Origin of the sequence: Caballeronia sp. Lep1P3, from assembly GCF_022879595.1 — a bacterium.
Taxonomy (GTDB): Bacteria; Pseudomonadota; Gammaproteobacteria; order Burkholderiales; family Burkholderiaceae; genus Caballeronia.
On record NZ_CP084267.1, the window covers coordinates 791,923 to 807,040 of the forward strand.

17 protein-coding genes are annotated in these 15,118 nt (G+C 63.7%); 8 read left to right on the forward strand and 9 right to left on the reverse strand.

Features of this window, described 5'->3' with window-relative positions:
- Positions 1–4: 4 nt before the first annotated feature.
- On the reverse strand, positions 5–646 hold the full coding sequence (locus tag LDZ27_RS24180; protein ID WP_244817630.1) for a DsbA family oxidoreductase: 642 nt from the start codon (positions 644–646) through the stop codon (positions 5–7).
- Between the two features lie 160 nt (positions 647–806).
- Between LDZ27_RS24180 and LDZ27_RS24185 the strand changes: the two genes are divergently transcribed.
- On the forward strand, positions 807–1,391 hold the full coding sequence (locus tag LDZ27_RS24185) for a TetR/AcrR family transcriptional regulator (RefSeq protein WP_244817631.1): 585 nt from the start codon (positions 807–809) through the stop codon (positions 1,389–1,391).
- A 43-nt stretch (positions 1,392–1,434) separates the two neighbouring features.
- Here the strand turns inward: LDZ27_RS24185 and LDZ27_RS24190 are convergent, their stop codons facing one another.
- Positions 1,435–1,662, reverse strand: coding sequence for a hypothetical protein (locus LDZ27_RS24190; RefSeq protein WP_244817632.1), 228 nt, complete (start codon positions 1,660–1,662; stop codon positions 1,435–1,437).
- Positions 1,663–1,731: 69 nt separating this feature from the next.
- Positions 1,732–1,998, reverse strand: a complete 267-nt coding sequence (locus tag LDZ27_RS24195) for a hypothetical protein (RefSeq protein WP_244817633.1) — start codon at positions 1,996–1,998, stop codon at positions 1,732–1,734.
- Between the two features lie 409 nt (positions 1,999–2,407).
- Between LDZ27_RS24195 and LDZ27_RS24200 the strand changes: the two genes are divergently transcribed.
- The 4 genes from LDZ27_RS24200 (at position 2,408) to LDZ27_RS24215 (ending at position 5,178) form a co-directional block, all read left to right on the forward strand.
- Positions 2,408–2,794 (forward strand): hypothetical protein, encoded by a 387-nt coding sequence (locus LDZ27_RS24200; protein WP_244818033.1) that lies wholly within the window; start codon positions 2,408–2,410, stop codon positions 2,792–2,794.
- 16 nt (positions 2,795–2,810) lie between these two features.
- Positions 2,811–3,713 carry a DMT family transporter gene (locus LDZ27_RS24205; RefSeq protein WP_244817634.1) on the forward strand — a complete coding sequence of 301 codons (903 nt, stop codon included), beginning with the start codon at positions 2,811–2,813 and terminating at the stop codon, positions 3,711–3,713.
- The gene (locus LDZ27_RS24210; protein WP_244817635.1) at positions 3,710–4,858 is read left to right on the forward strand and encodes an alanine racemase; all 1,149 of its coding nucleotides are present in this window, start codon (positions 3,710–3,712) and stop codon (positions 4,856–4,858) included. The genes LDZ27_RS24205 and LDZ27_RS24210 overlap by 4 nt, the downstream gene beginning before the upstream one ends.
- A gap of 158 nt (positions 4,859–5,016) precedes the next feature.
- Positions 5,017–5,178: a hypothetical protein gene (locus LDZ27_RS24215; protein ID WP_244817636.1), complete on the forward strand. Its 162-nt coding sequence runs from the start codon at positions 5,017–5,019 to the stop codon at positions 5,176–5,178.
- 57 nt (positions 5,179–5,235) lie between these two features.
- On the opposite strand, the gene LDZ27_RS24220 is transcribed toward LDZ27_RS24215, so the two are convergent.
- The 6 genes from LDZ27_RS24220 to LDZ27_RS24245 all read right to left on the reverse strand — a co-directional run bounded on the left by LDZ27_RS24220 (position 5,236) and on the right by LDZ27_RS24245 (position 11,967).
- Positions 5,236–5,853, reverse strand: coding sequence for a hypothetical protein (locus LDZ27_RS24220; protein WP_244817637.1), 618 nt, complete (start codon positions 5,851–5,853; stop codon positions 5,236–5,238).
- Positions 5,854–5,912: 59 nt separating this feature from the next.
- Positions 5,913–7,061 (reverse strand): porin, encoded by a 1,149-nt coding sequence (locus LDZ27_RS24225; protein ID WP_244817638.1) that lies wholly within the window; start codon positions 7,059–7,061, stop codon positions 5,913–5,915.
- A gap of 232 nt (positions 7,062–7,293) precedes the next feature.
- A complete protein-coding gene (locus LDZ27_RS24230; RefSeq protein ID WP_244817639.1) occupies positions 7,294–8,799 on the reverse strand; it encodes an ATP-binding cassette domain-containing protein in 1,506 nt (501 codons plus the stop codon).
- Positions 8,796–9,722 carry a branched-chain amino acid ABC transporter permease gene (locus tag LDZ27_RS24235; protein ID WP_244817640.1) on the reverse strand — a complete coding sequence of 309 codons (927 nt, stop codon included), beginning with the start codon at positions 9,720–9,722 and terminating at the stop codon, positions 8,796–8,798. Before LDZ27_RS24235 ends, LDZ27_RS24230 begins: the two co-directional genes overlap by 4 nt.
- Before the next feature lie 12 nt (positions 9,723–9,734).
- Positions 9,735–10,610 (reverse strand): branched-chain amino acid ABC transporter permease, encoded by an 876-nt coding sequence (locus tag LDZ27_RS24240; protein WP_244817641.1) that lies wholly within the window; start codon positions 10,608–10,610, stop codon positions 9,735–9,737.
- Positions 10,611–10,707: 97 nt separating this feature from the next.
- Positions 10,708–11,967 carry an ABC transporter substrate-binding protein gene (locus tag LDZ27_RS24245; RefSeq protein ID WP_244817642.1) on the reverse strand — a complete coding sequence of 420 codons (1,260 nt, stop codon included), beginning with the start codon at positions 11,965–11,967 and terminating at the stop codon, positions 10,708–10,710.
- A gap of 220 nt (positions 11,968–12,187) precedes the next feature.
- On the opposite strand from LDZ27_RS24245, the gene LDZ27_RS24250 reads away from it, so the two are divergent.
- The 3 genes from LDZ27_RS24250 to LDZ27_RS24260 are packed head-to-tail and all read left to right on the forward strand — an operon-like array spanning position 12,188 to position 15,115.
- Positions 12,188–12,814: a glutathione S-transferase family protein gene (locus LDZ27_RS24250; protein WP_244817643.1), complete on the forward strand. Its 627-nt coding sequence runs from the start codon at positions 12,188–12,190 to the stop codon at positions 12,812–12,814.
- A 7-nt stretch (positions 12,815–12,821) separates the two neighbouring features.
- Positions 12,822–13,460 carry a glutathione S-transferase family protein gene (locus LDZ27_RS24255; protein WP_244817644.1) on the forward strand — a complete coding sequence of 213 codons (639 nt, stop codon included), beginning with the start codon at positions 12,822–12,824 and terminating at the stop codon, positions 13,458–13,460.
- Complete coding sequence (locus tag LDZ27_RS24260) at positions 13,457–15,115, forward strand: acyl-CoA synthetase (RefSeq protein ID WP_244817645.1); 1,659 nt, start codon at positions 13,457–13,459, stop codon at positions 15,113–15,115. Before LDZ27_RS24255 ends, LDZ27_RS24260 begins: the two co-directional genes overlap by 4 nt.
- Positions 15,116–15,118 lie beyond the last annotated feature (3 nt).

A 15,118-nucleotide genomic window follows, 5' to 3' on the forward strand; every position in this document is an offset into this window, starting at 1 on the left:
GCCATCACGCTTGCGCGATCACTTGCCCGATCGCTGCTTCGAACGTTTCGGGCGGTTGACCGCCGCTCACCAGATAGCGCTGGTTGAAGACGATCGCCGGAACGGAGGCAATGCCCATCGCTTCGTTCTCGCGCTCCTGCGCCCGCACTTCGTCCGCGTATGCGCCACTTTGCAGCACTTCGCGCGCGCGTGCGGCATCGAGTCCGACGGATTGCGCCGTCTCGATCAGCACATCGTGATCGCTCGGGCTTTTGCCTTCGCCGTGATAGGCGCGCAGCAACGCGAGCTTGAGCAGCACCTGCCTGCCTTCGATGCCCGCCCAGTGCAGCAGCCGATGCGCGTCGAACGTGTTGTACACATGCGTACGCGGACCGAATGCGAAGCCAACGCTCGCGCCGCGCTCCCGGATCAGCCGTTGCGTCTCTTCGATCTGCGCGGGCGTGCGGCCGTATTTGCGTCCCAGATACTCGACGATGACTTCGCCCTCGGGACGCATCTGCGGGTTGAGTTCGAACGGATGAATGACGATTTCCGGCTCGACGACATCCGCAAGGCGCGATAGCGCGATCTGCAGCGAGGCGAGGCCGATTGCGCACCACGGGCACGCAATGTCGGAAATGAAGTCGATGCGAAGCGGTTGAGTCATGAGCGTTCCCGCGCAGTGAGTCGATGAAGTGCGCAGATTATCGCGAATCGGGTGCGCTCGCCGGGCGCTTTCATCGTCATGCGCTTTTATGTGGACGCGCCTTCTCATGCTTCCGGATACTTGTTAGCATCCGGAAAACCCAACGAATCGGAAGGAATGAATGGCTCGGCTCACTCGCGAACAAACTCAGGCACTCACTCGTTCGCGGCTTCTGGCGGTCGCAAGAGAACATTTCGCACGCGACGGCTACGTAACCGCGTCAGTCGATCGCATTGCCGAAGATGCGGGCTTCAGCAAAGGCGCCGTGTATTCGAATTTCGCGGGAAAAGACGAATTGTTCCTCGGCGTGCTGGAGGAACACGGCCGACTCAGCGTGAACGAGATTCTCGAAGAATTAAAGGACGCACCGGATATCACAAAGGCCATCGACCGCATCGCGGCCTGGGCCACGCGCAGTTCCAGCCACGGAAACTGGCCGATGCTGATACTCGAATATTCCCGTGTCGCAAGACCCGACGACACGTTTCGCAAGTCGCAAGAGAAAGTCTTGCGCGCGCAGTGGAGGGCGCTGGGCGAATTGCTGTTGCAGTTCGACCCGCAACTGCAACTCAAGCCTGAGATTGTCGGTGCGCTCGTCTTCGAACTGACTTATGCGCCGGCCATGAGCTTCGTCAGCAAGCCCACGTCCGGCGATCTGCTGCGCGTTGCATTGCGCGGACTCTTTGGCGGGCTACGCACGTCGTAATGCTCGCCGATGCAGCGCCGCCTTCACTCGATGAGAGGAACGCTCAGGAACGCATCGCAAAAGGCGGCAAGGGCATGTCGTCGCCTTCGAGAAATGCAGTCGCGCACCGGACCGCAAAGTTGATCGCGCACTCCTGGTTCGCGAACATGCCGAGCTTGCCGAGCGAGGTCGTATGGCCGTCTTCCTCGAAGATCGAGGCCGTCGCCACGAAAGCGCCGCCCGCACGCGTAACGTCAGGCTCGAATGCCGCTCCACGGTGGTAGATGATCATGATCTGGCTTCCCCCAAGAAAAATTGATGCGGGCGCCTGCGCCCGGATGACTCGCGTCGCCGCTACGCCTCAGGCGGACGCGCGCATGTCGCTGTGCTTCGCCGGGGTCTGCTGCCAGTTCGAAGGCGGCCGGCGATCGTCGATGGCCGCGATGCCATAGGCGAACGCATAGCGCACGGCGTCTATTTCGCTGGGGAATTCACCGAGGATGCCGCTGCTGCGCCGCACGCCGCTCGGTCCGCGCACGGCGATAGTCACGGCATACATGAGGCGGTCCACGACGGGGGTGGCGGTGAGTATGTGTCCTTTGTACGCGATCTCTTTGCTCTGGCTCATCTTCTCTCAGGTTCATGTCTGGAACGGCTCATCGTGGAGGCGTTCTCGATCGTTGTAGGACGGTTCGATTCACGAGGACAACTTATCGACCGTTCGTAATATGTCGAAGTTTTGACGACGTCGACAACATTACCGACATCGATCTGACGATGCATCAGCTTTAACGTCTCGTTACCAATGTGGAGAGACTCCTTAATTCGTACTTAAACGCATCGCGCGTTCTTCAACGCACGCTTGGCGATCGCGGCGCGCTAGCCGATGCTAAAAGCTCGGTAAGCGCCCGGCTTCTTCCGACGCGCGCGTAAAGGCAATCGGTAGATTCGCCGTGAACGTTGTACCGATCTTTTCAATGAATGGCGGCCGAGCCAGCTATGCGAGAATCGTCGGACCTCGAGTACCGACGCACTGACTGCCCACGCCCGCTTCGATTCGCAACTCGCTCGTCTGGATCTTCGAGCCATTCGAGCGCGATCCGACATTCATACGAAAGCGCATGTTCGGGTGCGACGCCGCGTATCTCGACGGCATGCTGTGTCTCGTCGCGGCGGATCGCGAAAAGCCGTGGAACGGGCTTCTCGTCTGCACGTCGCAAGACCGTCACGCCGCGCTCATCGATGCGATGCCGGCTCTCGCACCGCATCCGGTCCTCGGCAAATGGCTCTACGTCGCGCAGGATCACCCGGCGTTCGAAGCCGTGGCGCAGCGCGTGACCGATCTGGTGCTCGCGCGCGATCCGCGCATCGGTGTGGCGCCGAAACCGCGCAAGGCAGCGCGCACAAAGCAGTTCAACGACTAATGCAGGTCAAACGGACATGACAACATCCATCGCCGCACGGGGCGGCCAGCTTCCACTTGCGAGCATCGGCTGCGTGCTCGCGTCGATGTTCTGCTTCGCGATCGTCGATGCGCTCGCGAAAGCCGTTGCGCTTCACTATCCGGCGAACGAAGTCACGTTCTTTCGCATGCTGTTCGGCGTCGTTCCCGCATTCGCGATGTGCTGCGCGGGCAAGCGTTCCTTCGCGGATCGCATGCGAACGCTCGATCTCAAAGGACAAACGGGCCGCGCGCTCACGCTGCTGTGCGCCTCCGGCTGCTTCTTCGCGGGGCTGCCGTACATTCCGCTCGGCGAGGCCGTCGCGATCGCGTATTCGGAGACGCTGATCGTCGTCGCGCTCGCGCCGCTGATCCTGCGCGAAAAGATGACGGCGCGCGGCGCATGCGCGGCGTTCGTCGGCTTCGCGGGCGTGCTTCTCATCGTGCGGCCCGGCGGCGGGCAGACGAACTGGCTCGGGCCGCTGCTCTTGATTGGCTGCGCGCTCTTCGGCGCGCTGTCGATCATGCAGATCAAGCGCATCCGCGCCACCGACGATTCGCGCACGACGGTGCTCTTTTTCAGCGCGGTCGGCGCCATCGTGACCGCGTGCACGCTTCCCTTCGCATGGAAGACGCCGACGCTCGACGCACTCGTCATCATGGCGCTGCTCGGCGCGTTTGCCACCGCGGGCCAGTTGCTGATGACGGTCGCGTATCGCCGCGCCGACGCGGGCGCGCTCGCGCCGTTCAACTACACGAGCATCGCGTGGGCGGCCCTCTTCGGCTACACGGTGTGGGAAGAAACCATCGAGCCGCTGCCGCTTGCGGGCATCGCGCTCATCGTCGGCAGCGCGATGGCGGTCGCGTGGCAGCGCAAGTTACCGGAAGGACCGAACGCATGAACACAGCACACAGCCCGAAGCTCGATGCCATCGACACACCGGCCGCGCTCATCGACGTCGAACGCATGCAGCGCAACATCGCGCGCATGCAGACGCGCATGGACGAACTCGGCGTGCGGTTTCGCCCGCACGTGAAGACGACGAAATGCGTGGACGTGGTGCGCGCGCAGATCGCGGCGGGCGCGCAGGGCATCACCGTGTCGACGTTGAAGGAAGCCGAGGCGTTCTTCGCGGCGGGCATCGGGGACATTCTGTACGCAGTCGGCATCACGCCGTCGAAGCTGCCGCGCGCGCTCGCGCTCAGGCAACGCGGCTGCGATCTCAAGCTGATTCTCGACAATGCGGCTGCGGCGAATGCCGTCGTTGAATTCGGCAAGGTGCACGGACACGCGTTCGAAGTGTGGCTGGAAGTGGACACGGACGGGCATCGCTCAGGGCTCGCGCCGGGCCATGACGCACTGATCGAAGTGGGCCGCACGCTGCAGGATGGCGGCGTCGAAGTGGGCGGCGTGATGACGCACGCAGGCTCCAGCTACGAACTGCACGACGTCGAAGCGCTTGCCGCGCTCGCCGAACAGGAGCGCGCCGGATGCGTCCTCGCGGCGGAGCGTCTGCGCGCGGCGGGCGTCGTGTGCAAGACGGTGAGCGTCGGCTCGACGCCCACCGCCCTGCATGCGCGGGAACTGCCGGGCGTGGACGAAGTGCGCGCCGGCGTCTATGTATTCTTCGATCTCGTGATGCGCAACGTCGGCGTATGCGGCACGAACGACATCGCGCTAAGCGTATTGGCGAGCGTGATCGGTCATCAGCCGGACAAGGGCTGGGTCATCGTCGATGCGGGATGGATGGCCCTGAGCCGCGACCGAGGCACCGCGAAGCAGTCGCACGATTTCGGCTACGGCCTCGTATGCGCGCTCGACGGCACGCCGATCGCTGGCGCCGCGTTCGTCGGCGCGAATCAGGAACACGGCATCGTCGCAATCGAGCCGCACGATGCGGATGCGCTCGCAACGCGCTTTCCGCTCGGCATGAAGCTGCGCATCCTGCCGAATCACGCGTGCGCGACGGGCGCGCAATTTCCGGAGTATTACGCCGTCATGCCTGAGGGCCACGTCGCGGTATGGAGCAGGTTTCACGGCTGGTAAGGCGCGACGTGTCATTGCGGGCGCTTATTCGCGACACTGTCACACGCATATGGCACGCTCTTTTTTTGCGCCTTACACTGCGCAGCGCGGTGAATGTTGCGTTCGAAGCACGAGCGTTCGTCATCGCGACGTCATGACTTTTCCTCTGCGAGCTTCCGATGAAAACTGCCTTCAAGAAGACCCTCGTGCTGTTCGTGCTCGCGGCGTTCGCTGCGCCTACGCTGTCGTTTGCGGCGGCCGAGTATCCGGCCAACCAGAAGCGTCCCGCTTACAGCAAGACGCACAAGCATCACAAACATCACAAGAAAGCGGCGGAATAAATTCGCCACGCAAGAAGAAACGCGGCCGCTGCAAGCGATTGCAGCGGCCGCGTTCGTTCAGCCGGCGTCGCCCGAACTGATCACCGACTGCATGCTCACCAGCAGCTTGCGCAGATACCGAAAGAGCCCGACGACATCGCCGAACGCGATGAAGCCCTGCTCGCTCCCATCGCCGAAGAGCGCGCGGCCATCGAGCGTCTTATCGATGATGAGCCCGCCATACGCCGCATGCGGCACGTATTCGTTCTCGCCGATGTGAAAGCGGTCGCCGTTCACGGCGGCACTGCGCAGACGCATGAGGAACTGGACCTCGGGCGTGCGCGAACTCGAAAGACGATGAACGTCGAAGAAATCCGCCACCGCGAGGATCGCGTTGGTGCACGGCACGTGCAGCGCGAACGTCATGCGTTGCGCGGCATCGTCGAAGCTCGGCCACGATGGCGGCGCATCGGATGGCTCCTCCTTCATCGGCATGCCGTCTTCGCTGTGCGCATGCGCTTCCGGATGCCCATGTCGATGCGCGACGAGCCGCGCCACCGCGCTCAGGTCGGGCGCGCGCTCGCCGTGATCGATCCAGTCGGCGAGCAGGCCGGCGTGCGCGTAGAGCGAGAGCAGCTGCGCGTCGATGAACGCGACGCCGAGCCTGCATGGGTCGAGATGTGTCGTGTCGGGCATCGTCGTCTCCTTTTCTTGTTGAATGACCCCGACACGCAAAAACCGCACCCGCGAAAGCGTCAGAAGAGATTGCGCATGCCGATGGACACGCCCGTCTGATTCGACCTGCCCGGCAACTCGACGACGCCCGCGCCCGTCACCTTGTTGAAGTCCACGGTGCCATACACTTCGGTGCGCTTCGAAAGCGCGTATTCCGCCACTGCCGCGCCCGTGTAGCGGTTGCCGCTGCCCGTTTCGCCGCCGCCGATGGCCGCGTTCTTCATGTGGTCGTAGTAGAACGCGCCCGTGAGCAGAAGCGCAGGCGTGACCTGCCACGTGACGCCCGCGAACGGGCCATCGTCGCGGCGGCCCGAGCCTTTGAGAATATCCACGCCCGCGACGAGATTGCGCTGCGCGAGCAGGCTGTCGACGAAGCCGGTGTCGTCCGTCGAATGCAGATAGCCCGCGTAGAGCTTGGCGTTGCCGATTGCATAGACGATGTTCGCGTTCCAGATCTTCTGCTTGTTGCTCGCGTTGTCGCTGTTCTGCTGATACCCGCCGCCGATGGACAACGGTCCCATTGCATAGGAAGCCGTGAAGCCGTACATGCTGCCCGCGCCGAGATGCCCCGGCACCTGGCCCGAGAAACCGCCGGGGCCGGTCGCGGTGAAGTTCGTGCCGAACGAGTACATCGCGCCGATGCTCAGGCCCGCGAACGTGCCGGTGTACTTCACGGCGTTGTCCGCATAGAGACCCGCGCCGAGCGCGACCGGCAGCCACGCGTTCTCGAAGTAATTGCCGACGGTGAGCGGGTCGTACACGTCGCCGAGCATGTCGAAGAGCGGCGTCTTCTGACGGCCGAGCGTCAGCGCGCCATACTGGTTCGCAAGCCCGACGTAGGCCGCGCGATTGAATTCGCGCTGGCTGTCCGAGTACTGGCCGTTTTCCAGTTCGACGCCGCTTTCCAGCCGGAACACGGCCTTCAGACCGCCGCCGAGTTCTTCCGTGCCCTTCAGCCCGATACGGCTGTTGGTGATCGCGCCGTTCGTCATGAACAGCTTGCCGTCGTTGTTGGCGTTCGCGTTCGTCAGATAGCGCACGCTGACATCGGCGACGCCATAAAGCGTGACGGAGCTTTGCGCGAACGCGGACTGGCAAGGCAGCGCAACGGCGAGCGCGATGGCGGATGCGGCGAACGCGGACGCCGCGCGCGATGAGATCGTCTTCATGAATGTGATGGCTTGGTTTTTTGATCGATGTGATGCGCGCCTTCGCGCGAGCTTTCGTCACGCTGTCTGAAGCTTGACGGCTCGCGAATAGGCAAAGCTACGCGCGCGTGAAAGCACGCGGACTTTTATCACACCGGATACGGCGGCGCACGCAATGCGCCGCCAGTCGCGGGGTTGTGTGGTTTTTTCCGCAACTGCGCGTTATGCCGACGCGAAGCCGCGCCTCGCCGATTCAGGCGCGCGCCGTTTGCGCCTGCCCCGAAGCGGGGGCATCGAGAAAGCCTTCGCTCATCTCGCGCTCGAAGCGCGCGGGGCTGCCCTCCCACACGATGCGCGCATGCTCCAGCACATACACGCGGTCCGCATGCGGCAGCGCGAAGGTCACGTTCTGCTCGCCGAGCAGCACGGTGATGGGCGTGGTCTTCTGCAACTTGTCGAGCGCTTTCGACAACTGTTCGAGAATCACCGGCGCGAGGCCGAGCGTCGGCTCGTCGAGGATCAGGAGCTTCGGCTGCATCATCAAAGCGCGCGCGATGGCGAGCATCTGCTGCTCGCCGCCCGAGAGCGTGCGAGCCGTCTGCGCCTGACGCGACTTGAGAATCGGAAAGAGTTCGAAGAGCCATGCGAGCTGTTCGGCGCGCTCGTTGCCCGGCAGATGATAGCCGCCGAGATCGAGGTTCTCGCGCACGGTCATGTCGCCGAACAACTCGCGCGTCTCCGGACATTGCACGATGCCCGCCCGCGCGATGGCCGCGCCGCTCATGCCCTTCAGGTCCTGACCGGCGAAGCGCACGGTCCCGTGATAAGGCACGAGCCCGGAGATCGCATTGAAGAGCGTGGTCTTGCCCGCGCCGTTCAGCCCGACGACCGAGACGAACTCGCCTTCGCGCACATGCAGGCTCACGCCGTCGAGCGCGCGCGCCTTGCCATACAGCACGCCGACATCGCCGATTTCGAGAATCGAGGGCTTCGCGGACTCCTGCACCGCGCGTTCGCGCATCTCGATCTTGCCGCCGAGATAGACGCGGCGCACGGTCTCGTTGCGCATCACTTCGTCGGCGGTGCCTTCGGCGACGTACTCGCCGAGATACATCGCCAGCACGCGATCCGCGAGCGCCGCAAGGCTCTTCACGTTGTGATCGACGAGCAGCACCGCGCGCCCTTCCTCGCGAAAGCCGCGAATGAGATCGGAAAACGCCTGCGATTCGGCGGCGGTCAGGCCGGCGAACGGTTCGTCGACGAGCACGACTTTGGGATCGCGCGCAACCGCCTTCGCCATTTCCATGCGGCGAAGATCGGCGAACGGCAGCGTCGCGGGATGACGATGCATCACCGCACTCAGGCCCACGCGCTCTGCGATCTCGCGCGCGCGGCGATTCACATGTGGGTCGGCTGCGAGCTTCACGAGCGAATCGGGCAGAAGCGCGAGCTTGATGTGTTCCAGCACCGTCTGCCGATGCAGCGGCCGCGAATGCTGAAACACGATGCCGACGCCCGCGCGCGCGATGCGATGCGGCAGCCACCCGGCCATCTCGGTGCCGTTCACTTTCACGGAGCCGGCATTGGGCCGCTCGATGCCCATGATGAGCTTCATCACCGTGGACTTGCCCGACCCGTTCGGACCGATGAGGCCGAGAATCTCGCCGGGCCGTATGTCGAAGCCGATGTCCTTCACCGCAACGAGTCCGCCGAAGCGCTTGGTGAGGCCGCGCACGGAAAGCAGAGGCGTGTCGTTCATTCGCGTTCCCTCACGCGCAGCAGGTTGCCGAGCAGTCCGTCCGGAAAGAAGAGAATGACCGCGAGCGCGACGGCCGCGACCACGAACGTGTTGATCTGCCCGAGCGGACGCAGGAACTCTCCGGCCACGATCAGGAAGATGGAACCGAGCACCGCGCCGAGTATCGTGCGCCGTCCGCCGAGCACGGCCGCGATGATGATCTGCACGCCCACGCCGAGATCGACCACCGTGCTCACCGAGGCCGTGCCCTGATAGAACACGAGCATCGCGCCCGCGACCCCGGAAAACACCGCGCTGATGCAGAAGGCCGCGAGCTTGTGCTTCGTCACGTTGAAGCCGAGCGCCTGTGCGCCGACGGTGTCCTGCCCGCTCGCCTGCAGGATCAGACCGATCGCGGAGCGCGACAGCCCGAAGAGAAGCATTGCGCACACGATGAGAAACGCGAGCGCGATCCAGTAGTTATGGTTCGCATCGACGGACATCACGTCGGGCACCATCATGCCGATCTCGCCGCCCGTGAGCCCCGCGAAGATCACGATGGCGTTCTGCAAGAGCAGCACCGCAACGAGCGTGACGAGGCCGAAGTAAGGTCCGCGCAATCGCAGCGCCGGCACCGCGAGCAGAAGCCCGCCGATGAGCGCCACGACGCCGCCCGCGATCACGCAAACGGGTATCGGCGCGCTCCAGTGCGCGTTGAGCATCGCCGCCGAATACGCGCCGAGGCCGATCAGGAAGGTCGGCCCGAAGTTGACTTCGCCCGCGAAACCGAACAGCAGGTCCCACGACATCGCGAAGACGCCGAAGTAATACGCGACGGTCAGCACGCCGAGTATGTAGCCCGACAACCACCACGGCAGCGTCGTCGCGACGATCGCGAGCAGCACCGCGGCCCACAGCACGCGAGAACGAAAGAGTCCGGTCATGTGACGTATCGGCTAACGCCGTCCGAGAAAGCCTTGCGGCCTGACATACACGACGAGCACGAGCAGCAGCAGCGCGGGCAACGGGCGCAGCGTCGGCGCGACGAGATACGCCGTCACGGTCTCCAGATAGCCGACGACATACGCGGCCATCAACGATCCCGATACGCTCCCGAGCCCGCCCAGCACCACGATGGAAAACGCGCTTGCCGTGAGCTGTCCGGTGTTGTTGGTGCTCACGCCGAGAAACGATGCGAGCAGCACGCCCGCGATGCCCGCGAGCACGCCATAGATCGTCCACGCGAGCAGATAGATGCGCGACAGTTCGAAGCCGAGCAGCGTGAGCCCGCGCGGATTCATCGACGCCGCGAGCAGCGCCTTGCCCGCGCGCGTGCGGTTCACGAAGAGCCACAGCAGGCCGATCGCGACCCAGCAGACCACCGCGATCATGATCTCGTTATAAGGCACGCGCACGCCCGCCAGGTTGGCCACGCCGCCGATCAGCGGACGCATGGTGACGGGGTTATCGGTGAAGAGATACGCCATGCCCTGCTGGATCATGATGCCCCACAGCAGCGTGCCGGTGAGCACGAAGATTTCCTTCTCTTCACGCGGTATCGCAGCGGAGCGCTGGATGGGCCGCACGACCATCAGATACGTGATGTACGCCGCGAGCATCCCGCACGCGACGCCGAGCAGCGTGCCGAGATAGGTGCCGAGACCGGCTTCGCCCGCGAACATCCAGCCCATGAGCGCCGCGACGAGCATCACGCCGCCGTGCGCGAGATTCAGCACGCCGGATACGCCGAAGATGAGCGTGAAGCCTATTGCGCCGAGCGCATAGAGCGAACTGATGGCGAAGCCGTCGATGAGTATTTGCAGTGGCAGCATGCCCGGCCTTCGATGTGAACCAGGGATGGGTGACGGCGCTCCCGATGACCGCGAACGGTTGCGGGAGCGCCCCGCGACGACGACATGCGCTAAGGCGCTATTTGGCCGCCTGCTGCAGCTTCACGAAGGCGGGGAACTTCACCTTCGCGTTCGCGATGGACGCGGGCCAGATGGCGACCTGCTTGCCGTCCTGCCATTGCAGGTTGATGCCGGTGATATAGCCCGGCCCGTACTTGAGCGCATGCGTGAACTGGTCGTTCTTGCCGTAGAACTGCCAGCGGCCGATCGTGCCGACGTAGTCGGTCTTCTCGAGCGCGTCGACCATCTTGTCGGGATCGGTGGAACCCTGATTGCGATGGATCGCATCGGCGAGGATATACACGAGGTCATAGCTCGTGAAGCCGTCATACGCGGGCGATACGCCGAATTTCTTCTGATACGCATCGACGAACGGCACGGTCTTCGCCGTCACCGCGACGCCCGGCGCCGCCGCCGATGCCGTGATGACGCCTTCGGTCGCGCCGTTGGTGTCCTTCCAGAAGCTCGTGGTGGTGGCTTGCGAGCTTTGGCCCGTCATCGGAATCGGCACTTGCTGATCGTGCCACTGCACGGTCGGCTGCACGCCCACATGACTGATGCCCGTCGTGATCGTATCCGGATGCTTCGCTTCGATCTGATTGAAGATCGGCGTGAAGTCGGAGGTATCGGGATTGAAGCGGATGTGATCGAGCACCTGCAAGCCGGCTTTCGGCAGGCACTCCATGTAGCGTTCGTCGAGCGGCTTGGTCCACGCGGCGTCCTCGCTCATGACCACCGTCGTCTTCATCTTGAACTGGCCGACGAGGATATCGTGCGAGAAGTCGCAGATTGATTGCGCGATGAACGCGCTCGTCATCCAGCCGTGGAACGTGTACTTGTAGTGATCGTAGTCGTCGTGGACATGCTTGGAGATGTCGTTGCTCGCCGCACCCGGCGTGATGAACGGCATCTTGAGGCGCGCGGACCACGGCTCCATGGCGAGCGCCACTTCGCTGATATAGCTGCCGATGATCGCGACGACCTTGTCCTGATTCGCCGCGCGCTGGAAGGCGCGCACGCCGTCCGACGCCGACGAGTGATCGTCGTACGCGACGATCTGTATCTGCCTGCCATCCACGCCGCCGTGCGCGTTGATCTCGTCGGCCGCCATCTGCGCGGACTTGCTGATGGACGCGCCCGCCACCGACGATTCCTCGCTTATCACGCCGATTTTGATCGGCTCTCCGGCCGCGTGCGCCATCGCCGATATGCCGAGGCCCGTCATCATGGCGCCCGTCGCCACCACGCATTGCATTCGCCACGTCTTGTACTTGGACATCAATGTCTCCTTCCTCTTTTGATCGATATGGAGCGACGCCAGCAGACACGTACATGCTTTTAAGGATGCGCGCACAACAGTAGCACTCGCTCTCTGAGCGCTGAATCGGTACTTACGAGCAAACGCTCATACAAGTGCGATGCTGCAAAGCGTCAAAGCACTGCGCCGTGTCTTTAAACGCTATGCTTCAGGGACGACACCTTCGCAAAGAGGACTTCGAATGCTGACGATCTGGGGCCGGGCAAACTCGGTCAACGTGCAAAAGGTGCTGTGGTGTTGCGACGAACTCGGCCTCGAATATGAGCGCATCGACGCGGGTCTGCAATACGGCCGCAATCACGAGCCCGACTATCTCGCGATGAACCCGATGGGCCGCGTGCCCACGCTCGTCGACGGCGATTTCGTGCTGTGGGAATCGAATGCGATCATCCGTTATCTGGTCATGCAATACGGTGAGAAGAGCACGCTCTATCCCGCCGATGCGAAGACGCGCGCGAGCGTGGACCGCTGGCTCGACTGGACGCTGTCCACGCTTCAGCCCGCGGAGCGTCCCGTGTTCTGGGGCTACATTCGCACGCCGGCGCCCAAGCGCCGTGTCGACCAGCTCGAAGCGGACGCGCGTGAAGTGGAGAAGCTCTGGCGCGTGATCGACGCGCATCTCGAAGACCGCGACTATCTCGAAGGCAACGCATTCACGCTTGCCGACCTCGTCATCGCGGCCTATGCGCGGCGCTGGTTCGGCATCGCGGAACTGGACAGGCCCGCGTTGCGCGCGCTCGAACGCTGGTATGCGCAGCAGTCCGCGCGCGCGGGCTTCGAGCGCTATGTCGCACCCGAACTGACCTGAATCCATCATGAGCATCGAACTGCATACGTGGAACACGCCCAACGGACGCAAGATCAGCGTCGCGCTGGAGGAAATGCAACTGCCCTATACAGTCAGGACCATCGACATCACGAAGGGCGAGCAGCATGCGCCCGAGTTCCTGCGCATCAGCCCGAACAACCGGATTCCGGCCATCGTCGATGCCGACGGTCCCGATGGCAAGCCCATCAGCGTGTTCGAATCCGGCGCGATCCTGCTCTATCTCGGCGAGAAGACCGGCAAGTTCCTGCCGGCGAGCCTGCGCGATCGCGTGCCCGTGCTCGAATGGCTCATGTGGCAGATGGGCGGCTTCGGCCCGATGCCGGGACAGGTGCATCACTTCCGGATGGTCGAAGCGGACAGCGATCGTAGCTATGGACTCAAGCGTTACTCCGACGAAACGCGGCGTCTCTATGGCGTGCTCGACACGCGGCTCGCGAGCGTGGAATTCGTCGCTGGCGCGTTGTCGATAGCGGACTTCGCGATTCTCGGATGGGCGTGGCGGCACGAGCGTCATCAGGTTTCGCTCGACGACTTTCCGAACGTCAGACGCTGGTACGAAGCGCTGTTCGCGCGCCCCGGCGTGCAGCGCGGCTTCGATGTGAAGCTCGACCACGCGGCGCGATGAAGGAGACGACCGTGAGCGCCAACATGTATGACGAAGGCCTTCCGAAGACGGCCGCCAACTTCGCCGCGCTGACGCCGCTCACGTTCATCGAGCGTGCGGCGTCGGTGTATCCGGCGCGGCTCGCTGTCGTTCATGGCGAGGTGCGGCGCACCTGGGCCGACACGTATGCGCGAACGCGGCGGCTGGCATCGGCACTGGCGGCGCGCGGCATCGGCATCGGCGATACGGTCGCGGCCATGCTGCCCAATACGCCCGAAATGGTCGAGGCGCACTTCGGCGTGCCGATGACGGGCGCGGTCCTCAACACGCTCAACACGCGGCTCGATGCAGCCACGCTCGCCTTCATGCTCACGCATGGCGAGGCGAAGGCCGTGCTCGTCGACCGCGAGTTCTCCGCCGAGATGAAGAAGGCGCTCGCGCAAGTGCCGCACGGCGTGCTGGTGATCGACGTCGACGATCCGCACTATACGGGCGAGGGCGAGCGCATCGGCGAAATCGAATATGAAGCGCTGCTCGCAACGGGCGATCCGGCTTACGAATGGTCGCCGCCATCCGACGAATGGAACGCCATCTGTCTGAACTACACGTCGGGCACGACGGGCAATCCGAAGGGCGTGGTGTATCACCATCGCGGCGCGTACACGAATGCGGTGAGCAATATCCTCGAATGGGACATGCCGAAGCACGCGGTGTACTTGTGGACGCTGCCGATGTTCCATTGCAACGGCTGGTGCTTTCCGTGGACGGTCGCCGCGCGCGCGGGCGTGAACGTGTGCCTGCGCAAGATCGACGCGAAGACCATCTTCGATCTCATTCGCAAGGAAGGCGTCACGCATTACTGCGGCGCGCCGATCGTGCAGAACCTGCTCGTCAACGCGCCCGACGACATGAAAGCGGGCATCGTGCAGAAGGTTCACGCGATGGTCGCCGGCGCGCCGCCGCCCGCCACGATGATCGAAGGCATGGAGCGGCTCGGCTTCGAACTCACGCACGTCTACGGCCTCACGGAAGTCTATGGGCCCGCGACCGTCTGCGCGCAACAGGCCGAATGGAATGCGCTCGACATCGGCGAGCGTGCGCGGCTCAATGCGCGTCAGGGCGTGCGCTATCACTTGCAGGATGCGGTGAGCGTGCGCGACGCGCTCACCATGCAACCCGTTCCCGCGGATGGCGAGACCATCGGCGAGATCATGTTTCGCGGCAACATCGCGATGAAGGGTTATCTGAAGAACGCGGGCGCCACGCAAAATGCGTTCAGCGGCGGCTGGTTCCATACCGGCGATCTCGCGGTCATGTATCCCGACGGCTATGTGCGCATCAAGGACCGCAGCAAGGACATCATCATCTCGGGCGGCGAGAACATATCGAGCATCGAAGTCGAGGACGTGCTGTACCGGCATCCCGCCGTGCTCGCGGTCGCGGTGGTCGCCAAGCCGGATGCGCGCTGGGGCGAAACGCCGTGCGCGTTCGTCGAGCTGAAGGCGGGCGCGCACGCAAGCGTGGAAGAACTGATCGCGCATTGCAAGACACAACTGGCGGGCTTCAAGGTGCCGCGCGCAATCGAGTTCTGCGAGTTGCCGAAGACATCCACGGGCAAGATCCAGAAGTTCGAGCTGCGCAAGCGCGCGGGCTCGGTCGCCGCAATCGACGTCTGACGG